This window comes from Streptomyces sp. NPDC048483 (assembly GCF_040651455.1).
Lineage (GTDB): Bacteria > Actinomycetota > Actinomycetes > Streptomycetales > Streptomycetaceae > Streptomyces.
The window spans coordinates 63,870-85,166 of record NZ_JBEZJZ010000026.1 but is presented as its reverse complement, the minus strand read 5'-3'; the positions used below and the strand labels follow the sequence as shown (position 1 = coordinate 85,166).

Genomic DNA, 21,297 nt, shown 5'->3' with positions numbered 1-21,297 from the left:
CCGTCATACAGGGCGCAAAAAGTCCAGATGCTGCGACAAGGCTCGCACGTTCTCTCGACCGGGGCGACGGGAAAGTGATGTCTGACAGGCTAGATGGCGAAAAGTCGGAGACGGTTGCGTGGCGTTCGCCACGCTGGCTCCGTGGCCCGCGGCCCGAGAGGGTCCCCGGCTTCGTCGGTACGGCCGGTGTGGTCGTCGGCCTGCTGAACCTGGCGGCCGGTGTTTTTCCGCGGTTCCGGCACAGCAGGATGCATGCCATGGCCGAGGTGCTGCCGGGCGCGGTGAGCCCGCTCGCGGCCGCCGCGTCCATCGTCGTGGGCATCCTGCTGCTTCTGCTGGCCCATGGGCTCAAACGGCGCAAGCGGCGGGCCTGGGGCGCTGCCGTGGCACTGCTTCCGGTGGGGATCGCCGCTCAGCTCGTGTACCGCCACTCCGTTTTCGGAGCGGTGCTCTCGCTGGCGTTGCTGGTGTTCCTGGTGTGGCACCGGCGGGAATTCGCGGCCCTCCCCGACCCGCGCAGCCGCTGGAAGGCCGTCGCCAACTTCGTCGTCCTCGGCGGCGCGAGCTTCGCCATCGGCATGGTGATCGTCAGCTCCCACCCCCACAAGACCGTCGGCTCGCCGACCTTCTGGGAGCGCACCGAGCACGTCCTGTGGGGCCTGTTCGGCTTCGAGGGCCCGATGCGCTACACCAACGACGTCGACTACACCGTCGGCTACTCCCTCGGTGCCCTCGGCCTGCTGACCGTCGCCACCACCGCGTACCTCGCCTTCCGCCCCGAGCACCCCGCCGCCCGCCTCACCGACGACGACGAACAGCGGCTGCGCGAGCTGCTGGCCAAGCACGGCGCCCGCGACTCGCTCGGCTACTTCGCACTGCGCCGCGACAAGGGCGTCGTCTTCTCCCCGACCGGCAAGGCCGCCGTCTGCTACCGGGTGATCTCCGGCGTGATGCTCGCCAGCGGCGACCCGATCGGCGATGTCGAGGCCTGGCCGGGGGCCATCGAGCGCTTCATGGAGGAGGCGCGGGCGCACTCCTGGACCCCCGCCGTCACCGGCTGCAGCGAGACCGGCGGCCAGGTATGGACCCGCGAGACCGGCATGGACGCCCTGGAGCTCGGCGACGAGGCCATCGTGGACGTCGCCGACTTCACCCTCACCGGCCGCGCGATGCGCAACGTCCGCCAGATGGTCAAGCGCATCGAGCGCAACGGCTACGAGACCCGGGTGCGGCGGGTGCGCGACCTGGAGCCCGAGGAGCTGGCCCGTATCCAGGCCGCCGCGAACGCCTGGCGCGACACCGACACCGAGCGCGGCTTCTCCATGGCGCTCGGCCGGATCGACGCGGCCACCGACGGCGACGCGGTGATCGCCACCGCCCACCTGGCCCCCGCCGAGGGCGAGGAGTCGGGCCCGTACGGGGACCTCAAGGCCATGCAGCACTACGTGCCGTGGGGCGACAGCGGGATTTCCCTGGAGCTGATGCGGCGCGACCGCAGCGCCGACCCCGGTATGAACGAGCTGCTGATCGTCGCCACGCTGCAGGCCGCGCCCGACCTGAAGATCAAGCAGGTCTCGCTGAACTTCGCGGTCTTCCGCTCCTCTCTGGAGCGCGGCGAGAAGCTCGGCGCCGGGCCCGTCATCCGTGTCTGGCGCGGCATGCTGATCTTCCTGTCGCGCTGGTACCAGATCGAGTCGCTCTACAAGTTCAACGACAAGTTCCGGCCACGCTGGGAGCCCCGCTTCGTGGTCTTCCGCAACAGCCGCGACATCCCCCGCATCGGCCTGGCGGCGCTCCAGGCCGAGGGCTATCTGGAGCTGGGCCTGCCGCGCTTCCTGCGGCGTACGAAGAACGCCGAGCCGCGGCCGTGCGTCCACACGGCGGAGCGGGTCACGTCTGCGGAGGCGGTCGAGACCGCGGCGTGAGGGGCGGCGCGGGGCCGCCGGCCGGCCGCCCCGCGCTCCTGCCGACGGCCGCAATCGTGCCGGTCGGCACACGCCCTAGGCTGGAGTCATGAGTACCTTGCGTGGCCGGGTGGCCGGACTGCCGGACTGGGACCGCTGCGCGGTGATGGGCGTCGTCAATGTGACGCCCGATTCGTTCTCCGACGGCGGCGAGTGGTTCGACACCGAACTCGCCGTCAAGCACGGCCTCGACCTGGTGGCGCAGGGCGCCGACCTGGTGGACGTCGGCGGCGAGTCGACCCGGCCGGGCGCGGCGCGGGTGGACGAGGCCGAGGAGCTGCGCCGGGTCGTCCCCGTCGTACGGGAACTGGCCGCGGCCGGCGCCGTGGTCTCCGTCGACACCATGCGTGCCTCCGTCGCCGAGCAGGCCGTGGCGGCCGGGGCGCGGCTGGTCAACGATGTCAGCGCGGGCGCCGCCGACCCGGCGATGATCCCGGTGGTGGCCGCCTCCTATGTCCCGTTCGTGGTGATGCACTGGCGCGGCCAGTCCATCGACATGAACAACCGCGCCGTCTACGGGGACGTGGTCCGCGAGGTCGTCGACGAGCTCGGCCAGTCCATGGAGCGCGCGGTGGCCGGCGGCATCGACCCGGACCGGATCGTCATCGACCCGGGCCTGGGCTTCGCCAAGAACGCCGGGCACGACCTTGCCCTGGTCGCCCAGCTGGCCCGGCTGCGGGCGCTGGGCCGGCCGCTCCTGGTGGCCGCTTCGAGGAAACGGTTCCTGGGCAGGGTGCTGGCGGGCGGCGAAGGCGCCGCCCCGCCGCCCGCCAGGGAGCGGGACGCGGCGACGGCCGCGGTGTCGGCGATCGTGGCGCGGGAGGGGGCGTGGGCGGTGCGGGTGCACGAGGTACAGGCGAGCGCGGACGCGGTGCGGGTGGCCCGCGCGGTGGAGGCCGCGGTGGCGGCAGCGGCGAGCGGTACGACGGCGAACGTGACGGGAGCGGTGTGAGCGGGTTGGGCCCACAGACGGACATCGAGCTGGTCGAGCAGGCGAACACGACCCTGTACGAGACCATCGAGCGCGGCGATCACGAGGCGCTGTCCGAGCTGTGGCTCGACGGTCAGGTGAGTGTGGTGCACCCGGGGTGGCCGGTGCTGCGCGGGCGCGGCGAGGTGCTGCGCTCGTACGCGCTGATCATGGCGAACACCGAGTACATCCAGTTCTTCCTGACGGATGTGGAGATCGACGTCGTCGGGGACACCGCCCTGGTGACGTGCACCGAGAACATCCTCAGCGGCGGTCCCGCCGAGGACGACGGCACGGTGGGGCCGCTGATCGGCCAGCTCGTCGTGGCCACGAACGTCTTCAAGCGGACCGAGGACGGCTGGCGGGTGTGGTCGCACCACGGCTCGCCCGTACTGGCGGACCGCGAGGGCGAGGAGGACGGCGACGAGGACGCCGACGGGGACGAGAACGGCCCGGCGAGCGGCGTCTGAGCCGTGCGCCGTACGGCCCGGGGCCCGTCAGCGGGGCGCCTCAGGGCACCCGTTCGAGCCAAGTGCGGTACGGGTAGGGGTGGGGCGTGGGCAGCGGGGTAAGACGTCGCGCGGATGACCTCTCACGGCCCGCCTAGCAGCAGGACGGGGACTTGTCCATAGCCCCCTTGGGCGAGCAGTGTCAGTGCTCGCAGGTAGATTCGACTGTGGGCAGCGCCGCCGGACGCGTTCGGCGGCTGCCCGGAATCCGATGATCAGTGGCGCCGGAGGCGTCAGTGGACCAGTGGGAGTGATTCGCGTGGATCGTGTCGCGCTGCGCGGGCTGAAGGCCCGAGGACACCACGGGGTGTTCCCCCGGGAGCGCGAGGAAGGCCAGACCTTCATCGTCGACCTGGTGCTCGGTCTGGACACCCGCCCCGCCGCGGCATCCGATGATCTCGCGAAGACCGTGCACTACGGCGTTGTGGCCGAGGAGGTGGTGGCCGTCGTGGAGGGCGAGCCCGTCGACCTCATCGAGACGCTCGCGGAGCGGATCTCCGACCAGTGCCTCAAGCACGAGGGGGTCCAGGAGGTGGAGGTGGTGGTGCACAAGCCGGATGCCCCGATCACCGTCCCCTTCGACGACGTGACCATCACCATCACCCGGAGTCGAGTATGAACGTCAGCAGCGACCCGACCGTACAGCCGGTGCCCGCCTCCGTCGTGGAGCAGGTGGATGCCGCCGATGTGACGCTGTCCAATCCCAAACGCGCCGTGATCTCGCTCGGCAGCAACCTCGGCAACCGCCTGGAGACCCTCCAGGGTGCCGTCGATGCGCTGGAGGACACCCCTGGCCTGCGGGTCAAGGCCGTCTCCCCGGTGTACGAGACCGAGCCGTGGGGCGTCGATCCCGCATCCCAGCCGTCGTACTTCAACGCCGTGGTGCTGATCAAGACAACTCTGCCGCCGGACTCCCTCCTGGAGCGCGGGCACGCCATCGAGGAAGCCTTCGAGCGGGTGCGCGACGAGCGCTGGGGCCCGCGCACGATCGACGTCGACATCCTGGCGTACCAGGACGTGGTCTCCGACGACCCGCGGCTGACGCTGCCGCACCCGCGGGCCCATGAGCGCGCGTTCGTGCTGGCTCCGTGGCACGACGTGGACCCCGAGGCGCAGGTCCCCGGGCACGGCGCAGTGGCCGCATTGCTGTCGGAGATCGGGCGCGAGGGCGTCACGCCGCGCGCGGACCTGGAACTGCGGCTGCCCGAGTAGTCGTTAGGGTTGCGGGTCGGCCGCGTACGGCGGCGCTCGCGTCCGCGGGCGCTTGCGTGCGGGGACGATGCGTAGACGACGGTTCCGTATGGCAAGGATGCGTAGGACAGGGCTGCATACGGCACGAGTGGGTGCGGATGCGCAGGGATGCCTACGGAACGGATGAGGCGGCCATGACGGCAGGGATGGCCAGGACGGCGCGAGGGGCGATGGCTCGGTGAAGCAGCTACACATCAAGGTGCTGGTCGGGCTGTTTCTGGCGGCGGGGGTGCTGGCCTGGGGAGGTGCCCGGCTGTGGGACTCGTTCGGCACCCTGCCGGGCGTGCCGGTGGCGGCGCCGATCGTGCTGGCGCTCATCGCCGCCGTGCTTGCCGCCACGGCGTTCTCGACCCGGTCGCGGCTGCGGGCGCAGCGCGAGCGCCGGCCGGACGCCAAGGGCGTGGATCCGCTGATGACCGCCCGCGCGGTGGTTTTCGGGCAGGCCAGTGCCCTGGTGGCGGCGCTGGTCGCCGGGCTCTACGGCGGGGTCGGCGTCTTCCTGCTGGTCTCCGGCATCGAGGTCGCGCCGCGCCGGGACCAGGCCATCTACGCCGGGCTCTCCGTCCTCGCGGGGGCGGCCGTGGTGGCCGCCGCGATGTTCCTGGAGCGGGTCTGCAAGCTGCCCGAGGGCGAGGACGATGACGATCACCGGGGCGCGGAACGGCCGTAGCGGGGCCGTGGCGGGGCCGTAGCGGGGGTGTCGCGGCGGCCGACGGGCTCGATCAGGGCCGTGCGGGCCTGTGGGCCCGAGGTCAGGCCTCGGGGACCGTATCGAGGGTGACCTTGCCGCGCGGGATGTTCGCGGCGTCGGCGGTGGTGGCGCGGCGCAGCGCCGCGTGCAGCCGGGCGGGGGTGAGGACGCCCAGGAAGCGGTCGCCGTCCTGGACGGCGATCCAGCCGGCGTCGTGCTGGAGCATCGCGCCCAGCGCCTGCCGCAGCGGCGCGCCGAGCGGCAGTCGGGCGTCCATCGGGCGGGCGTGCGCGCGGACCGTTGACCCACCGGAGTCCTTCGCCAGCGCGGCGGCCGGGACCCAGCCGTACGGCGACCCGTCGGCGTCCAGGACGACCGCCCAGGGGGCGCCGTCGGCGGACAGCCGGCCGGCGGCGCCGGCCACCGGGTCGTCGAGGTGCACCACCGGGGGCTGTTCGAGGTCGCCGGCTTCCACGGGGGTGACGGAGAGCCGCTTCAGGCCGCGGTCCGCGCCGACGAATTCGGCGGTGTACGGGGTGGCGGGGGCGCCCAGGACCGTCGCGGGGGTGTCGAGCTGCTCGATGCGCCCCGCCCCGTAGACGGCGATCCGGTCGCCGAGCCGGACCGCCTCCTCGATGTCGTGGGTGACGAAGAGGACCGTCTTGTGCAGCGTGGACTGCAGCCGCAGGAACTCGTTCTGGAGGTGCTCGCGGACGACCGGGTCGACCGCGCCGAACGGCTCGTCCATCAGGAGGACGGGCGGGTCGGCGGCGAGCGCGCGGGCCACGCCGACGCGCTGGCGCTGGCCGCCGGAGAGCTGGTCGGGGTAGCGGTCGCCGTACGCCGACGGGTCCAGGCCGACCAGGTCGAGGAGTTCGGCGGCGCGGGCGCGGGCCTCCTTGCGCGGCCGGCCCAGCAGATGCGGGACAGTGGCGGTGTTGTCCAGGACGGTCTTGTGGGGGAAGAGGCCGACCTGCTGGATGACATAGCCGATGCGGCGGCGCAGGGCGACGGGGTCGACGGCGGATATGTCCTCGCCGTCGAGCAGGATGCGGCCGCTGGTGGGCTCGATGAGCCGGTTCACCATCTTCATCGTTGTCGTCTTGCCGCAGCCCGACGGCCCGACGAGCGTGACGAGTTCACCCTCGGCGACCTCGAAGGAGAGGTCGTCGACGGCGGTGGTGCCGTCCGGGTAGCTCTTGGTGACATGCTCGAAGCGGATCATGTTTCCCCCTGGGTGGACGGTCCCATTCTGACCGGTCGGTCGTGAACGCGGTGTTGCGGACGAATGGCGATGCGAAGCGGTGAGCGTCCGGGCCGGGCCGATTGTCAGTGGTGGGGGTTAGGGTCGCAGACAGTCACCGCAAGCAGCAGCGATCGGGGCGGGGGAGGTGACGACGGGTGGGTGGACCGACGGCCACGGCAGCCTTGTCGGCAGGTGAGACGGCGTCCGGTGCGACGGCGTCCGGTGGGACGGCATCGGGCGGGACGGCGGCCCATGCGAGCTGTCTGACGGCGAACGACTGGATCTGCGGGGAGTATGTCCGCACCCGCAGCCAGGAATTGGTGGATGCGACGCTCCAGCACATCGGCATCACGGCGGTCTCCGTGCTCATCGGGCTGCTGATCGCCTTTCCGCTGGCCCTGATCGCCCGGCGTTCGCGGGGCGCGGCGGGGCCGGTGCTGGGCCTGACGACGGTGCTGTACACCGTGCCGTCGCTGGCGATGTTCGCGCTGCTGACGCCGGTCTTCGGGGTCTCGGCCGCGGTGGTGGTCACGGGCCTGGTGCTGTATTCGCTGACGATCCTGGTGCGCAACATCCTCGCCGGCCTGCAGGCGGTGCCGGCCGAGGTGCGGGAGGCCGCCCGCGGGATGGGGTACGGCCCGGCGCGGCTGCTGTTCGAGGTGGAACTCCCGCTCGCACTGCCGGCGTTGGTGGCCGGGCTGCGCATCGCCACGGTCTCGACGGTGGCGATGACCACGATCGGCTCCGTGGTCGGCTACGGCGGCCTGGGCAACCTCATATCCAGCGGTATGGAGGGCTTCTTCAAGGCGGAGGTCCTGACGGCGTCGGTGCTGTGCGTGCTGCTGGCACTGGTGGCCGACGGGCTGCTGATGGGGCTTCAGCGGCTGCTGACGCCCTGGACGCGGGCGCAGAAGCGGGCGCGGGCCGGGGCGCGGCGCGGTGCGCGTGCGGTGAAGGTGGGGGCGGAGTGAGGGGGGCCGGGCGATGGGGGCGGTAGCGGGCGCGTGGCAATGGCTGACGGCGGGTGCCAACTGGGCCGGGGAGAAGGGCGTGTGGCACCGGCTGGGCGAGCATCTGTGGCTCAGCGGGCTGTGCCTGGTCATCGCCTGTCTGATAGCCCTGCCGGTGGCGCTCTGGCTCGGGCATCTGGGCAAGGGCGGGGCGCTGGCGGTCAACCTCTCCAACGTCGGGCGGGCGGTGCCGACGTATGCGGTCCTGGTGCTGCTCACGCTCAGCCCACTGGGCAGCCAGGGGGACTGGCCCACCGTCATCGCGCTGGTGCTGTTCGCGGTGCCGCCGCTGCTGACCAACGCCTATCTGGGCATGCGCGAGGCCGACCGCGATGTGATCGAGGCGGCCCGGGGGATGGGCATGTCGGGGCCGCAGCTCCTGCTGCGGGTCGAGATACCGCTCGCGTATCCGCTGATCATGACGGGCATACGGTCGGCCGCGGTCCAGGTGGTGGCGACGGCGACGCTGGCCGCGCTGGCGGGCGGGGGCGGCCTGGGCCGGATCATCACCGCGGGTTTCGGCAACTACGACACCGCCCAGGTGGTCGCGGGCGCGCTGCTGGTGGCCGTACTGGCGCTGGCCGTCGAGGGGGCGCTCGTACTGGCGGACCGGGCGTGCGATCCGATGCGGGGGCGGCGTCGCGCGGGACGTGGGGGAAGAGGGGGACGTGGCGGATTGCGTACGGACGCGCGTACGGCATCGCGTACGGCGGCGGGGGAGAGGCAGGGTGACGGTGCGGTCGCGGTACGGAAACTCACCTGACGCGGTGTCCGGGCTTTGCGATGCTGCCGCCGTACGGACCGACCCGAGCCGGCGCGAGCGGCCCGGCATGCCGCACCGGACCTCGACCTCATCGCGCCTCACCGATCTCACCCGATCTCATCCGACGTCATCCGAAGGGAGCGCATGGTGAATTCCATGAGCAGCAAGTCGCGCGGGGCACGCACCTCGCTTGTCGCGGGGACCGTGATCGCGCTGGTGGCCGGGCTGGCCGCGTGCCAGGGGCAGAGCCTGGAGGACAAGGGCGGTAAGAAGAGCGGCGGGAAGGGCGAGATCGTCGTCGGCTCGGCCGGTTTCACCGAGTCGAAGGTGCTCGCCGAGATCTATTCCAAGATCCTTAATGACGCCGGATACCGGGCGCGGGTTCAGACGCTGTCCAATCGCGAGCTGTATGAACCGGCCCTGGAGAAGGGCCAGATCGATGTCGTTCCGGAATATGCCTCCACACTTGCCGAATTCCTCAACGCCAAGAAGAACGGCAGCAAGGCGAAGCCGGTGGCCTCGAGCGACATCGGCAAGACCGTGACGGCGCTCAAGAAGCTCGCCGAACCGAACGGTCTCAAGGTGCTGGCGGCGGGCCGGGCCACCGACCAGAACGCCTTCGCGGTCACCAAGGAATTCGCCGCCCGGCACAAGCTGAAGACGCTCTCCGACCTCGGCCGGTCGAAGCAGAAGATCAAACTCGCGTCGGGTGAGGAGTGCGAGACCCGGGTGTTCTGCAAGCCGGGCCTGGAGAAGACGTACGGCATCGACATCACCGGCCTCGACCCCAAGGGCGTCGGCACCCCGCAGGCCAAGCAGGCGGTCAAGGACGGCACCGACCAGCTCGTGCTGACCACCACCACCGATGCCACGCTCGACAACTTCGGACTGGTGCTTCTGCAGGACGACAAGAAGCTCCAGAACGCCGACAATGTGCTGCCGGTGGTGAATGCCAAGAGCGCCGGTGACAAGGAGATCGCGACGCTGCTCGGCAAGCTCACCAGCACGCTCACGACCGAGGACTTGATCAACTTGAACCGCAAGGTTGATGCCGAGCGGCTCAAGCCGTCGGATGTCGCGCAGACATATTTGGAGTCCAAGGGGCTGCTGAAGAAGTAACCGCCGAGAAACGGATTGGCGGGCGGGGCCCCATAGGTCCCGCACGCACGGTAAGTTTCTGGCCATGCCACGAGGACGCCACCGCCATTCACCACCCCTCCACCGGCTGCTTCCTCCGTCCACGGTCGCCGGTGCGTCGATTGCGTGCGCCACCGGCGCGTGGTTTGTCGGCGACGATCTGGTGCAACGGGTACTCGCCGCGGGCGCGGCGGCCGCCGCAATCGGCGGCGCGGTGCTTATGCGCACCTGGGACCGTAAGGCCGGCAAGCGGGTCGCCGAACTCACCCGCGCCAGAGTGCGCGACGAGTGGCGCACCGAGGAGCGGATAGCCGAGCTCGAAACGGATGTCGAGGAGTCCCGCGAGATCCGCACGGCGCTGGACGCCAAATTGCGTGCCAAGCGCGCGGAATTGGCCCGGCTGCGCAGCGAACACGCCGAACTGCTGCGCCGTTATGCCACCGCCGAGACCGAGCGGGCCAGCGCCTTGGAGGGGCGTCGGCTGCTCGCCATCGAGGCGGCGGCTCCGGCGCGGGCCCTGCCGGCGGCCGCCGAGCGCCGCCCGGCGGCTTCCGCGCCCGTCCCCGCCCCCGCCACCTCTCTCCCGTCCGCTCCCGCTGCGCCCGCTGCCCCCGCCCCCGCCATGTACGTCCGGGCGGACCAGGCGTTGCGGCGGCTGGCCCGTAACGCGGCCCGGCAGCGGGACGGCGAGCCCGGCGGAGCGCACGACGACCGCCGGCACGGGGACGGTGAGAGCAGCCAGGGGAAGCCCGGGGCGGCCGCCGCACCGGCACTCCGCCCGGTCCCGGCCGCCGCCGCTGCCGTGCCCCCGCCCCGCCCCGCCGCATCCCGCGCGCTGGGCGGCTTCGACTTCTTCGGCAACGCCGCCTCCGGACAGCCCCGGCAGCTGACCGCCCCGCTGGAGGACGACCTGGCCGACGTCGTCGGCGACGAGGCGGTGGCCGAGCAGTCGGCGCGTGCCCAGGTGCTCCCGGTGGCTCCCGCCGGGACGGCCGACGGCGATACGGGTGAGCGCGCGGCGGCCGGCGGCGAAGCGGCCGACGGTCAAGCGGGTGACGCTACGGCCTCCGGACACACCGGGCCTGACGGTGCGACGACCGGCGGCGTGGGCGAGGTCATCGACCTGACCGCGCACGACGAGACCGAGCAGCTCGACCTCGCCGCACTGCGCACCGCCATCTCGTAGACCGGTCGGGAACCGCTGACGGCACCCGACCGGAATCGGCCCGTCCGCGAAAGCAACTCGACACGAAATGCGACACGAGTGACATTCCTCTTTCCCTGAGCGCGCGCCGAGTGGCACGATGCGGCTCCCTTCACCACCAGTGTGAGAAACCCTGGGGACGGAGCAGCGATGAAGCTTTTCGGGGGTGGCACGGTCCGGCGTGGCGGAATGGGCGCGGCGCTGACCGGGGCCACGGTGGCGCTCGCCGTTGTCCTGTCCGCCGCCCCGGCCCAGGCCGCGAGCGGCCCTTCGGGGATCCGGGCGAAGGGCGCCTACCTCGCGGACAGCGGGAGCGGCCGGCCGCTGTGGGGGAAGGCGGCGGACACCCGGCGGGAGATGGCCAGCGCCACGAAGGTGATGACGGCGGTCGTGGTCCTCGAGACCCGCGGTGTGAACCTGAACAAGCGTGTCACCGTCAAGAAGGCCTACCGCGACTACGTCGCCCGATACGGCGCGAGCACCGCCGATCTGCGCACCGGCGACCAGCTGACGGTGCGCCAGCTGCTGTACGGGCTGCTGCTGCCGTCCGGCTGCGACGCCGGCTACGCGCTCGCCGACACCTTCGGCAGCGGCCGGACGACGGCGCGGCGCACCCAGTCCTTCATCGCCAGGATGAACGCGCGAGCCAGGTCACTGGGGCTGCGCCGCACCCACTACGACTCGTTCGACGGCATTGCGCACGGCCGCAACTACTCCACGCCGCGGGACCTGGTCCGGCTCGCCCGCCACGCGATGCGCCACCGCACCTTCGCCGCCGTCGTGAAGACGCCCCGCACCCGGCAGCGGGCGGCCAACGTCCACCGCACCTACACCTGGTACAGCACCAACCAGCTGCTCGGCTCCTACCGCGGCGCCCTCGGCATCAAGACCGGCACCGGCAGCCGCTCGGGCTACTGCCTGGTCTTCGCGGCCCAGCGCGGCAAGCGGACGGTGGTGGGCGCCCTCCTCAATGACCCGTACCGGTTCCGGGACGCGGCGAGGATGCTCGATTTCGCGTTCCGTACCCGGTGAAGGCCCGCGGTCCCCGCGCGAAAGTTGTCCACAGGGTGTGGACGGCCGTTGGGCTACTTGTCGATGTCCCCGACGACGAAGAACAGCGAGCCGAGGATGGCCACCATGTCCGAGACCAGCGTGCCCGGCAGCAGCTCCGTCAGCGCCTGGATGTTGTTGTACGACGCCGAGCGCAGCTTGAGGCGGTACGGGGTCTTCTCGCCCTTGGAGACGAGGTAGTAGCCGTTGATGCCGAGCGGGTTCTCGGTCCAGGCGTAGGTCGCGCCCTCCGGCGCCTTGAGGACCTTGGGCAGCCGCTGGTTGATCGGGCCCGGCGGCAGCTCCGCGATCCGGTCCAGGCAGGCGTCCGCGAGAGCGAGCGAGTTGTGGCTCTGTTCCAGCAGGCACTCGAAGCGGGCCAGGCAGTCGCCCTCCTGGCGGGTGACGACCTTGAGGGTCGAGCCGAGGTCCCCGTAGGCGAGGTACGGCTCGTCGCGGCGCAGGTCGAAGTCGACGCCGGAGGCGCGGGCGATCGGTCCGGAGACGCCGTACGCATGCACCGTCTCGGGCGTGAGCCGGCCGATGCCGCGGGTGCGGCCGCGGAAGATCTCGTTGCCCAGGACCAGGTTGTCGAAGACGTCCATACGGGAGCGGACGTCGGCGACGGCGTGCCGGGCGCGGCCGAGCCAGCCGGCCGGCAGGTCCTCCTTGAGGCCGCCGACGCGGTTGAACATGTAGTGCATCCGGCCGCCGGAGACCTCCTCCATGACGTTCTGGAGCTCCTCGCGCTCGCGGAACGCGTGGAAGACGGGCGTGATGCCGCCCAGCTCCAGCGGATAGGACCCGAGGAACATCAGATGGTTCAGGACGCGGTTCAGCTCGGCCAGGAGCGTACGGGTCCACACGGCGCGCTCGGGGACCTCCATGCCCAGCATCCGCTCGACGGCCATCACGACGCCGAGCTCGTTGGAGAACGCCGACAGCCAGTCGTGGCGGTTGGCGAGCATGATGATCTGGCGGTAGTCGCGCGCCTCGAAGAGCTTCTCGGCGCCGCGGTGCATATAGCCGATCACCGGCTCGGCGTGCTGGATGCGCTCGCCGTCCAGCACCAGGCGCAGCCGCAGCACGCCGTGCGTGGAGGGGTGCTGCGGGCCGATGTTCAGCACCATGTCGGTGCTCTCCGCCGCGCCGCCGATGCCGACCGTCGTCTCCGTCATGGGGACAGTCTCGCAGGAGGCCGTCCCGGGGGGCGTCCTGGCCCTCGGCCGTCCCACCCCTTGACCTTATTCGTCCCACTCTTCGAGCAGCCCCGTGCACGCCGCACCCACCGGCTCCAGGAGCCAGCCGAAGGCGCCCAGGCCCGCCGGGTCGGTCAGCTCGGCGGCCGCGCCGGCCGCGCCGAGGGCCCGTACGTATGCGGCGGGGTCGGTGGTGGCCAGGGTGAGCGGGGGACGGCGGCCGTCCACGCCGAGAGCGTGCAGCGCCGCGCGCTGGGTCAGCCGCCGCGCCGCCGGCTCCGCGCACGCGTCCAGCGCCACATGCGCCGTGATGTCACAGCTGCCGTCCGGTACGGGCCGCACCTCCCGCCCGTCCCGGAACCCGGTGAGCGTCCCGAACGGCGGCCGGTCCGCCCGCCGGTGCGCGTAGTCGGCGGCGACCGCGAGCCCGCCCCGCAGCGTACGGACGGCCCGCGCCCAGGCGGCGTCCCGCGGCCGGCCGATCTCCGCCCGCAGCCCGGGGGACCCGGCCGCCTCCCACCACCGCGCCAGCCACTCCGCGTCCGCCCCGGCCACCGGCTCGCCCAGCCGCTCCGTGCCGTCGGCCCGGACGAGAACCCGCCGCGGCACCCCGTCCTCGTCCGCCTCGACGACATCGAGCGGCACATTGTCCAGCCACTCGTTCGCGAACAGCAGCCCGGTGAGCGAGCCCTCCGCGGGCAGCCCGGCGCGCCACTCGATGCGCGGATCGAGGGCCTCGGGGCGGGCGGCGAGCTCCACGGCGTACGGACGAACCCGCGCGCCCACCGCATCCGGCAGCGCGCCCAGCACCCCCGTCAGCAGCTCGCCGCGCCCCGCGCCCACATCGACCAGCGCCAGCTCCCGCGGATGGCCCAGCGCGGCGTCGACCCGGCACAGGAGGGTGGCGACGGCGCCCGCGTACAGGGGGGAGGCGTGGACGGAGGTGCGGAAGTGGCCGGCCGGGCCGGGGCCGCCGGGGCGGGTGTAGAAGCCGTCCGGGCCGTACAGCGCCCGCTCCATCGCATCCCGCCAGCCCAGCCACTCGTTCGTCACCCGCCCCACGGTACGGGCGGCCGGCCCGGCCTTCGGCCGGACGACGGGACTTCGGACTTACTCGTCTGGACCCCGGGGTCGGCTCCGGACCCGCCCACAAGGCTGAGGCGATGGCGCATGCGGTCTCCACCTTGGGGAGTACGCGCAGCGCACAGGATCGCTCCTCCGGTTGACCCATACACCTATACGCTCTGCCTACGCTGGGTTACGTGCAGCGCCTCTACGACTTTCTCCGCAGACACCCGACAGGAGTGGACACCTTCTGGGCCGTCCTCCTGTTCGGGTTCAGCTGCCTGTGGATCGCGGCCTTCGACGGCGCCAAGCTGATCATTGCCGCGGTCTTCACGGTCGGCCTCTGCCTCGTCGTGGCGCTGCGCCGCAAGGCCCCCGTGAACATGCTGCTGCTGACGGCGGCCATCGGCGTCGGCCAGCTGATTTTCGCCATCGAGCCCTATGCGGGTGATTTCGCGATGTTCGTGATCACCTACACCGTCGCGTCCGGCCCCGTCCGCTGGGCCTCCCGCTGCGCCCTCGCCGGCGCACTCCTGGGGCCCGCGCTCTCCGCATGGCGCTATGCGGACGAGCCCGCCACCCGGCCGGTATGGCAATCGCTGTTCTTCATGGCACTGCTCACCGTGCCCTTCGTCCTCGCCTGGGTGCTCGGCGACTCCATGCGCACCCGCCGCGCCTACTGGGCGCAACTGGAGGAGAAGGCCGCCCGGCTGGAGAAGGAGCGCGAGGCACAGTCCCGGATCGCGGTCGCCGCCGAGCGCGCCCGGATCGCCCGCGAGCTGCACGACGTCGTCGCGCACAACGTCTCCGTGATGGTCGTCCAGGCGGACGGTGCCGCGTATGTCCTCGACGCCGCGCCCGACCAGACCCGGCAGGCGCTGGAGACGATCTCCGGCACGGGCCGCCAGGCGCTGGCCGAAATGCGCCGGCTGCTGGGCGTGCTCCGCAGCGGCGAACAGCCCGAGGGCGGCGAATACGTCCCGCAGCCGGGCGTCGACCAGCTCGCCGACCTCATCGACCAGGTCCGGGGCGCCGGACTGCCCGTCGACTTCCGGGTGGAGGGCGAGCCCCGCCCCCTGCCCAGCAGCGTCGAGCTGACCGCGTACCGCATCGTCCAGGAAGCGCTCACCAACACGCGCAAGCACGGCGGCCCGGACGTCGGCGCGACCGTCCGCCTCGCCTACAGGGACAGCGACCTCGATCTGCTCGTCGAGGACGACGGACGGGGCGCGCAGCACGAGCTCTACGAGGAGGGCGGGGCGGACGGCCTCGGCCACGGCCTGATCGGCATGCGCGAACGGGTCGGCATGGTCGGCGGCAGCCTGAATGCGGGGCCGCGGCCAGGAGGCGGCTTCCGGATCAGCGCCGTGCTGCCGCTGAAGCCGGAGCGGTGAGGGCCGCCCCGGGCCGTCCTTCTGCCGCTCCCGTCCGACGGCCTGTCCGTCCGCTGCTCCTGCCGCTTCGCCGCTCCCGTCCGTCCACCCGGCCCGCTCCGTACCCTGGAGCCCCACCGTTGAAGGGATCCCCCCTGCCATGACCATCCGTGTGATGCTCGTCGATGACCAGGCGCTGCTGCGCACCGGCTTCCGGATGGTGCTGGCCGCACAGCCCGACATGGAGGTCGTCGCGGAGGCGGGTGACGGGGTGCAGGCCCTGGAGGTGCTGCGCACCGCCCAGGTCGACGTGATCCTCATGGATGTACGGATGCCGCATCTGGACGGCGTGGAGACCACCCGCCGGATCTGCGAGGGCGGCCAGAAGGACGGCGCGCCCAAGGTCCTCATCCTGACCACCTTCGACCTCGACGAATACGCCTTCTCCGCGCTGAAGGCGGGGGCCAGCGGCTTCATGCTCAAGGACGTGCCGCCCGGCGAACTGCTCGCCGCGATCCGGGCGGTTCAGAGCGGGGACGCGGTCGTCGCGCCGTCCACCACCCGCCGCCTGCTGGACCGCTTCACGCCGATGCTGCCCGCCACCTCCGCGGCGCCCGGGCGGCCCGAGCTGGAACGGCTGACGGACCGTGAGCGGGAGGTGCTGCTGCTGGTGGCCCAGGGCCTGTCGAACGGCGAGATCGCGGCGAAGCTGGTGCTGTCGGAGGCCACGGTCAAGACGCATGTGGGCCGCATCCTGACGAAGCTGAGCCTGCGCGACCGGGTGCAGGCGGTGGTGCTCGCGTACGAGACGGGGCTGGTGCGGGCCGGGGGCGGGGCGGGGGCGTAGGGGAGCCGCCGCCGCGCACCGCCTGGCGTGCTCACCGCAGCACACCCTCGAGGAAGTCACTGCCCAGCCGGGCCACGACCTGGAGGTCCAGCTGGTGCAGCACATAGCGCCCACGGCGCCGCGTCTGGACCAGCCCGGCCTTCTTCAGCGTCGTGACATGGCGCGACACCTCCGGCGGGGTGATGCCGTACGCGGTCGCCAGCTCCCCCGTCGTATGCGGCCCCCGCGACAGCGTGCGGCACAGCTTCATCCGCATCGGGTGCCCCAGCGCCTCCAGCCGCTGCTGGACGAGTTCCAGCGCGGCCGGCGCCGGCAGCTCCGGGCCGGCGACCGGGTACTGGATCACCGGACGCCAGCCCGGCGCATGGCTGACCAGCAGATGCGGCCAGCCGAACGACGTCGGCAGGAACGTGACGCCGGGGTCCGCGGCGTCCGCATACGCCGTCGTGCGGCCCCCGGCCAGCTTGTCGACCACGATGCGGACGCCGCCGGTGCCGTCCCGCGCCTCCTCCAGGGACAGCGCCGCCGATGTCGCGGGCAGCGTCTCGGCCAGGCCCTTGTGGCGCAGCAGCTCGGTCTTGTGCCGGGCGTCCGCCGCCAGTTGGATGCCCACCCGCCGCCAGATGTCCCCGAAGAATGCCTCCTCGCAGTCTTCGAAGAGGCGCCGCAGCCACACCCGCAGGCCGTCGGGATCGGTGAGCATCCGGTCGGTGAAGGCCGCCTGCCGAGGGCCGCGCGCGGCGGCCATGTCCCGTACGCGTGCCCGCTCGTCCGCGTTGACGAGGGGCGACGGTGTGGGGTGGGTGTACGTCGCCGAGCAGGAGATCTCGAACGCGGCGGCCACGAACCGCTCGTCGTCGATCCTGTCCAGGTCGTCCAGCTCCTCGGCCAGCGTCGCACGGGGACGGGCCGGCTGCAGGATGTCGGAGCGGGCGGAGCGCCACAGGAAATCCGCCTCGCACAGCCGGTCGGCGAGGTCGGTCTTCAGCGCCGCGTTGGTGGCGGTGACCCAGCCGTGCAGCCCGGGGTGGTGCCCCGGCTCGGACAGCGCATGCAGCGCGGCACTCAGCTCCGCCAGGGGCGAGGGGGAGAAGACGATGCGCTCCGGCGGCAGCCCGGTGATGTCGATGACGTTGGCCATGCACCCATCATGCGCGAGCCCGCGACCTGCACGGCCGTCGTTTGACGGCTCCCGTCAATCGACGCGCCACGGCCCCTGCGCCGGCTCCACAGTGATCCACATGAACGCCAGCCAGCAGCACATGCTCGACGCCTACCGCGCCGCCCAGCGGGGCGAAGCAGCCCCCGTCACGCCGGGCGCCCGGACCGTCCGTACGGCCCACGAAATCCAGCAGTGGCGCCGCTTTCAGACCGTCGTCACAGCGCCGACCAACCGACTTCCGGGTCGCCTGGGACGCGCCGTACGCCGGACGGCGGCGGCCCTGGGCCTCGTCCGGGAGCCGCACGCCCGGTGCCGCTAGCGGTCAGGGGGCGGGAAACTCCCCGCCCTTGATTGCGGTGACGAAGGAGGACCAGTCGGCGGTGGGGAAGACGAGCGTGGGGCCGTGTGGGTCCTTGCTGTCACGTACGGGGACGAGGCCGGGGGTACCGGGGGCCACCTCGATGCAGTCGCCGCCGTTGTCGCCGCTGTAGCTGCTCTTCATCCAGGTGAGCGCCACCTCGATGCAGTTGCCGCCGTCGCGGTCGCTGTAGCTGCTCTTGGTCCATATCGCGGAGCCGAACTCGTGGCTGCCCATAAGGCCCGTAACCTTCCATCACCTCGGAGATCAGAGCGGCGGATTCCGGAGCCGACAGAGCGTCCGCCCTGAGCACATCATAGGTGCGGCTATGACGGGCGTAGACGGCCGGATCGTCGTTGAAATGGCCACGGTCCAGGGATTCCGAGTAAACCCACTCCTCTCCCTCCGGCAGCGTGATCAGCGACATGGAGGTGTTGGGGCGGACGGGTTCGGCAAGGTCGGCCGGGGCGACCTGGACGCGGATGTTGGAACGCTGCCCCACAGACAGCAAGCGCGCGCATTGATCGCGCATAGTCGCCGCGCTGCCCACCACGTTGCGTAGGCAGCTCTCATCCAAGACGACGACGTACAGGGGGCCGTCCCCGGCGAGGAACCGCTGCTGTCGGCTCAGACGGGCTCGGACGCGTTCGTTGACCTCTCCGCTGCTTGCGAGACGGCGGGAGAACAGCGCTGTTGCGTAGTCCTCCGTCTGCAAGAGACCAGGCATCACGTGAATCTGGTATGCGCGCAGAGCAACGAGCTCGGCGTCCATCTGCGCGCGCCGCTCGAACCAGTCCGGATGCTCGACCTCGGGGTACCAGTCGATGCGGGCCCATAGGTGGAGCAACACCCCACCCGTGTCGAGGAGTTCGTCGCACTTCTTGGCGAAGGTGTCCTGGGGGACGCGGGTGCCCGCCTCGACGCGCGCCACGTGGGAGCGGTCGCACGGGATCTCGCGCGCCAGTCCCGCCTGCGTTATGGCCGCTGCCTCGCGGAAGTGCTTCAGCACCTCGCCGAACACGGCGGCCGTGGTGGCCGCCGTTCCCCCGGTGGCGTTGCGTCGTTTCACGGCATCCCCCTTCGTGACAGTTGGCAAATGTCACGCGCTCAGCGTTGTGACCGACCATCTCACTGAGCAACGATGAACACACCCAGAGTAAGGGGCCGTTCGGTCGAATACGGCCTGTTTTGGGATGCCCGAACGAGAGCACGGGCCACGCACAAAACCCCCGCGACGTTGGCAGACGTCCGGGGGCGTGGCCATCAACCCAGAGTGGAGATTGACAACGTGCGCCACGTTATCCGGCTCTTCGAGTCGCTGCTGCATCTTTGGCTCCCTGCGACGGGGCGTCATCGGCCTGCCTGCGTGCCGCCCGCCGCGAGGTGCGCGGACGTGCCGAGGGCGGCGCGGCGCCGCGGACCCGTACCGCACACCGAGCTGCTGCGGGGCGAAGACTCTCCCCTCGTGCGCCCGTACGTCCCCGCGGTTCGCGACCTTGAGGTGGCGGGCTGATGGGGCGGATGGACTGCGCCGTTCACCTGCAGGAACCGGCGCGGGAGCCCGAGCCGGTTGCCGGGTGTGATGTGTGCGGGGCCCTGGACCGGCAGCGCTTGGGGGCGTACGCCGTCGGGGACAAGTCGAGGGCGGCCGACTGCAGCGTCGAGATCCGGCGCCATCCTCATCACGACACGGCGGGGAAGCGGTGAGGGGCGGTCGGTGGTCGGCGGAGTGGTGGCGTCGGCGTGCCCAACTCGGTCGGCCCTCACGGGTGTCCTTGCGTAACCGGCGGCAGCTGCGGCGGGAGTTGCATGCGCTGACCGTCGATCCCGTGTTTGCCGCGGAGTTCCTTGAGCGGCTGCGACACTGCATCGCCCGGCAACACGAAGAGGCCCTGTTGGTGGCGATCTTCGGACTGGAGGGACGGGCCGGACGGCCGGCCGGGGCGACCAACGGCGCTGCGCCGGTCACCACTTCGCCTGGCGCGCGAGCCCTTGGGCCATGACGGCCATCTGGCGAAGACAGCCGGCCGCAGCCCGCTACGGCTCATCCGCCCAGGGCTGCCACCCGCCCCGCGAACTCCGCGACGGCCGCCCGTACGTCCCCAGCCGTCCACTCCATGGCCGACGACCCGACCGTCACCTCCGTCATCGACACACCAGGAGGTCCGGCGGCATCCGGTGTGAACCACTGCCGGAACACCATCGTTCGGGTCTCCTCCGCCAGTTGTGCCCCGGCCTCGTTCAGGACCTCCGGAGGGTGGGGGAGCCACACCTGGAACTGATGGGTGTGCGGGACCGCCGGATGCACCCGGAACCAGGGCACGCCCGCCTCGGCCAAGCCGTCGCCGAGCGCTCGGGCGACGACCTTCGCGTGGGCCACGTACTCCGGCAGCCGAGGCAATTCCCGGTCCAGCCCGGCGAGGGCGGCGAGCGCGGCCGGCCACTGCTGGAACAGCTGGCCTCCGTAGCGGTGCCGCCAGGCGCGGGCCTCCTCGACGAAGTCCTCCGGGCCCGCAAGGGCGGCGCCCGATATGCCGCCCAGCGACTTGTAGAACGAGACATAGACGCTGTCCGCGAGGGCCGCTATCTCCGGAAGGGAACGGCCGAAGTGCGGGCCGCACTCCCACAGCCGCGCGCCGTCGAAGTGGATCACCGCATCGCGGTCCCGCGCGGCCGCAACGGTGGCCGTCAGGTCCGCCCACTCCGGGAGGACGAACCCCGCCTCCCGCAGGGGCAGTTCGAGGGAAAGGGTGCCGAACGGCTCCTGCAGGTCGTATATCTCCTCGGCCGTTGGCAGGCGTGGCGCGCGTGTCGGATGCACCGTGCGCAGCCCGCTGACCACCGCATACGCGTCGCGCTCGTGCACCTCCAGGTGCGCGAGGGGGTGGCCGGCGACCGTGGTGCTGCCCGTGCGTCCTGCCCAGCAGCGGAGCGCGACCTGCTGTGCCATGGTGCCGGTCGGGAAGAAGGCGGCGGCCTCGGTTCCCAGGGCTTCGGCGGTGCGCCGCTCCAGCTCGCCCACGATGCCGTTGTCGTTGCCGTAGATGTCGATCCAGTCGTCCAGGTCGTACGCGGCGGGGGCGTCGGTCACCAGCCGGTCCAGCCGCTCGCGGACCGTCACGCCCGTCGCGCCGTCCGAGAGCACCCGCTTCGAGCGGCGGTACGCCGCGAGCAGCCGCGCCCGACCGACGGTGCCACCGGCCCCGGCGCCTGTCCCCGCCGCGCCGCCGCCCGCCGCGCCGCCCTCCGTCCCCGGCTTCCGTGCGTCCTGCTCCACGGCCCCCACCTGCCCTTCCGTCCGTTCGCGGTCCGATTGCGGCCCGTTCGCGCCGTCGCCATGAGCATGGACCAGCCCCGCACCGACCCGCGACCCCTGTGGATAAAGTTGTGGATAACTCGCGGGAGGTGTGCGCGGCGGTGCCTGGGCGGTGTGCGGAACGGCCCCGTCTCACCCTCCGTACAGCCCTCAAGACCGCCGGAAACACTCGCGTAGCATGG

At 71.8% G+C, this 21,297-nt stretch carries 20 protein-coding genes and 1 pseudogene; 14 read left to right on the top strand and 7 right to left on the bottom strand.

Annotation, left to right across the window (positions count from 1 at the left end; all coding sequences use genetic code 11):
- Window positions 1-77: 77 nt before the first annotated feature.
- The 6 genes from AB0D04_RS16630 (at window position 78) to AB0D04_RS16605 (ending at window position 5,364) form a co-directional block, all read left to right on the top strand.
- Window positions 78-1,925 (top strand): phosphatidylglycerol lysyltransferase domain-containing protein, encoded by a 1,848-nt coding sequence (locus tag AB0D04_RS16630; protein ID WP_362703411.1) that lies wholly within the window; start codon window positions 78-80, stop codon window positions 1,923-1,925.
- A gap of 88 nt (window positions 1,926-2,013) precedes the next feature.
- Window positions 2,014-2,916 (top strand): dihydropteroate synthase, encoded by a 903-nt coding sequence (folP, locus tag AB0D04_RS16625; protein ID WP_362703409.1) that lies wholly within the window; start codon window positions 2,014-2,016, stop codon window positions 2,914-2,916.
- Window positions 2,917-2,921: 5 nt separating this feature from the next.
- The gene (locus AB0D04_RS16620) at window positions 2,922-3,404 is read left to right on the top strand and encodes a nuclear transport factor 2 family protein (protein WP_362703438.1); all 483 of its coding nucleotides are present in this window, start codon (window positions 2,922-2,924) and stop codon (window positions 3,402-3,404) included.
- A 298-nt stretch (window positions 3,405-3,702) separates the two neighbouring features.
- On the top strand, window positions 3,703-4,062 hold the full coding sequence (gene folB, locus AB0D04_RS16615; protein WP_362703407.1) for a dihydroneopterin aldolase: 360 nt from the start codon (window positions 3,703-3,705) through the stop codon (window positions 4,060-4,062).
- Window positions 4,059-4,655 carry a 2-amino-4-hydroxy-6-hydroxymethyldihydropteridine diphosphokinase gene (gene folK / locus AB0D04_RS16610; RefSeq protein ID WP_362703405.1) on the top strand — a complete coding sequence of 199 codons (597 nt, stop codon included), beginning with the start codon at window positions 4,059-4,061 and terminating at the stop codon, window positions 4,653-4,655. The genes folB and folK overlap by 4 nt, the downstream gene beginning before the upstream one ends.
- Window positions 4,656-4,872: 217 nt before the next feature.
- The gene (locus AB0D04_RS16605) at window positions 4,873-5,364 is read left to right on the top strand and encodes a DUF3180 domain-containing protein (protein WP_362703403.1); all 492 of its coding nucleotides are present in this window, start codon (window positions 4,873-4,875) and stop codon (window positions 5,362-5,364) included.
- An 82-nt stretch (window positions 5,365-5,446) separates the two neighbouring features.
- Here AB0D04_RS16605 and AB0D04_RS16600 read toward each other — a convergent pair whose 3' ends face one another.
- Window positions 5,447-6,610 carry a betaine/proline/choline family ABC transporter ATP-binding protein gene (locus AB0D04_RS16600; protein WP_362703402.1) on the bottom strand — a complete coding sequence of 388 codons (1,164 nt, stop codon included), beginning with the start codon at window positions 6,608-6,610 and terminating at the stop codon, window positions 5,447-5,449.
- Window positions 6,611-6,894: 284 nt separating this feature from the next.
- Between AB0D04_RS16600 and AB0D04_RS16595 the strand changes: the two genes are divergently transcribed.
- From AB0D04_RS16595 to AB0D04_RS16575, 5 genes are all read left to right on the top strand, one after another.
- A complete protein-coding gene (locus AB0D04_RS16595; protein WP_362703437.1) occupies window positions 6,895-7,602 on the top strand; it encodes an ABC transporter permease in 708 nt (235 codons plus the stop codon).
- A 13-nt stretch (window positions 7,603-7,615) separates the two neighbouring features.
- The gene (locus AB0D04_RS16590) at window positions 7,616-8,404 is read left to right on the top strand and encodes an ABC transporter permease (RefSeq protein WP_362703401.1); all 789 of its coding nucleotides are present in this window, start codon (window positions 7,616-7,618) and stop codon (window positions 8,402-8,404) included.
- A gap of 156 nt (window positions 8,405-8,560) precedes the next feature.
- Complete coding sequence (locus AB0D04_RS16585) at window positions 8,561-9,523, top strand: ABC transporter substrate-binding protein (protein WP_362703400.1); 963 nt, start codon at window positions 8,561-8,563, stop codon at window positions 9,521-9,523.
- 64 nt (window positions 9,524-9,587) lie between these two features.
- A complete protein-coding gene (locus tag AB0D04_RS16580; RefSeq protein ID WP_362703399.1) occupies window positions 9,588-10,727 on the top strand; it encodes a hypothetical protein in 1,140 nt (379 codons plus the stop codon).
- Between the two features lie 168 nt (window positions 10,728-10,895).
- Entirely contained in the window at window positions 10,896-11,777 is an 882-nt protein-coding gene (locus tag AB0D04_RS16575) for a serine hydrolase (protein ID WP_362703397.1), read from the top strand.
- 53 nt (window positions 11,778-11,830) lie between these two features.
- On the opposite strand, the gene AB0D04_RS16570 is transcribed toward AB0D04_RS16575, so the two are convergent.
- Window positions 11,831-12,973, bottom strand: a complete 1,143-nt coding sequence (locus tag AB0D04_RS16570; RefSeq protein WP_362703395.1) for an NADH-quinone oxidoreductase subunit D — start codon at window positions 12,971-12,973, stop codon at window positions 11,831-11,833.
- A gap of 66 nt (window positions 12,974-13,039) precedes the next feature.
- Window positions 13,040-14,047: an SAM-dependent methyltransferase gene (locus AB0D04_RS16565; protein WP_362703393.1), complete on the bottom strand. Its 1,008-nt coding sequence runs from the start codon at window positions 14,045-14,047 to the stop codon at window positions 13,040-13,042.
- Between the two features lie 209 nt (window positions 14,048-14,256).
- On the opposite strand from AB0D04_RS16565, the gene AB0D04_RS16560 reads away from it, so the two are divergent.
- Window positions 14,257-15,453, top strand: a complete 1,197-nt coding sequence (locus AB0D04_RS16560; RefSeq protein WP_362703392.1) for a sensor histidine kinase — start codon at window positions 14,257-14,259, stop codon at window positions 15,451-15,453.
- 139 nt (window positions 15,454-15,592) lie between these two features.
- Entirely contained in the window at window positions 15,593-16,279 is a 687-nt protein-coding gene (locus tag AB0D04_RS16555; RefSeq protein ID WP_362703390.1) for a response regulator transcription factor, read from the top strand.
- Window positions 16,280-16,310: 31 nt separating this feature from the next.
- Here AB0D04_RS16555 and AB0D04_RS16550 read toward each other — a convergent pair whose 3' ends face one another.
- Entirely contained in the window at window positions 16,311-17,420 is a 1,110-nt protein-coding gene (locus AB0D04_RS16550; RefSeq protein WP_362703388.1) for a DUF5937 family protein, read from the bottom strand.
- Between the two features lie 100 nt (window positions 17,421-17,520).
- On the opposite strand from AB0D04_RS16550, the gene AB0D04_RS16545 reads away from it, so the two are divergent.
- Window positions 17,521-17,760 (top strand): hypothetical protein, encoded by a 240-nt coding sequence (locus AB0D04_RS16545; RefSeq protein WP_362703387.1) that lies wholly within the window; start codon window positions 17,521-17,523, stop codon window positions 17,758-17,760.
- Between the two features lie 3 nt (window positions 17,761-17,763).
- On the opposite strand, the gene AB0D04_RS16540 is transcribed toward AB0D04_RS16545, so the two are convergent.
- The 3 genes and pseudogenes from AB0D04_RS16540 to AB0D04_RS16530 all read right to left on the bottom strand — a co-directional run bounded on the left by AB0D04_RS16540 (window position 17,764) and on the right by AB0D04_RS16530 (window position 20,974).
- Window positions 17,764-18,036: a DUF397 domain-containing protein gene (locus AB0D04_RS16540; RefSeq protein ID WP_362703386.1), complete on the bottom strand. Its 273-nt coding sequence runs from the start codon at window positions 18,034-18,036 to the stop codon at window positions 17,764-17,766.
- Window positions 18,037-18,070: 34 nt separating this feature from the next.
- Window positions 18,071-18,808: pseudogene (locus AB0D04_RS16535) on the bottom strand (helix-turn-helix transcriptional regulator); the annotation flags it as partial.
- A gap of 1,035 nt (window positions 18,809-19,843) precedes the next feature.
- Complete coding sequence (locus tag AB0D04_RS16530) at window positions 19,844-20,974, bottom strand: beta-eliminating lyase-related protein (RefSeq protein ID WP_362703435.1); 1,131 nt, start codon at window positions 20,972-20,974, stop codon at window positions 19,844-19,846.
- Between the last annotated feature and the right edge of the window lie 323 nt (window positions 20,975-21,297).

What these genes read in the sequence shown, in the direction of transcription:
- AB0D04_RS16555 (WP_362703390.1), top strand. Translation starts at nt 15,593, where the DNA reads ATGACCATCCGTGTGATGCTCGTCGATGACCAGGCGCTGCTGCGCACC.
- AB0D04_RS16600 (WP_362703402.1), bottom strand. Translation starts at nt 6,610, where the DNA reads ATGATCCGCTTCGAGCATGTCACCAAGAGCTACCCGGACGGCACCACC.
- folP (WP_362703409.1), top strand. Translation starts at nt 2,014, where the DNA reads ATGAGTACCTTGCGTGGCCGGGTGGCCGGACTGCCGGACTGGGACCGC.
- AB0D04_RS16585 (WP_362703400.1), top strand. Translation starts at nt 8,561, where the DNA reads ATGAGCAGCAAGTCGCGCGGGGCACGCACCTCGCTTGTCGCGGGGACC.
- AB0D04_RS16580 (WP_362703399.1), top strand. Translation starts at nt 9,588, where the DNA reads ATGCCACGAGGACGCCACCGCCATTCACCACCCCTCCACCGGCTGCTT.
- AB0D04_RS16575 (WP_362703397.1), top strand. Translation starts at nt 10,896, where the DNA reads ATGAAGCTTTTCGGGGGTGGCACGGTCCGGCGTGGCGGAATGGGCGCG.
- AB0D04_RS16545 (WP_362703387.1), top strand. Translation starts at nt 17,521, where the DNA reads ATGAACGCCAGCCAGCAGCACATGCTCGACGCCTACCGCGCCGCCCAG.
- AB0D04_RS16550 (WP_362703388.1), bottom strand. Translation starts at nt 17,420, where the DNA reads ATGGCCAACGTCATCGACATCACCGGGCTGCCGCCGGAGCGCATCGTC.
- AB0D04_RS16570 (WP_362703395.1), bottom strand. Translation starts at nt 12,973, where the DNA reads ATGACGGAGACGACGGTCGGCATCGGCGGCGCGGCGGAGAGCACCGAC.
- AB0D04_RS16540 (WP_362703386.1), bottom strand. Translation starts at nt 18,036, where the DNA reads ATGGGCAGCCACGAGTTCGGCTCCGCGATATGGACCAAGAGCAGCTAC.
- AB0D04_RS16590 (WP_362703401.1), top strand. Translation starts at nt 7,616, where the DNA reads ATGGGGGCGGTAGCGGGCGCGTGGCAATGGCTGACGGCGGGTGCCAAC.
- AB0D04_RS16630 (WP_362703411.1), top strand. Translation starts at nt 78, where the DNA reads ATGTCTGACAGGCTAGATGGCGAAAAGTCGGAGACGGTTGCGTGGCGT.
- folK (WP_362703405.1), top strand. Translation starts at nt 4,059, where the DNA reads ATGAACGTCAGCAGCGACCCGACCGTACAGCCGGTGCCCGCCTCCGTC.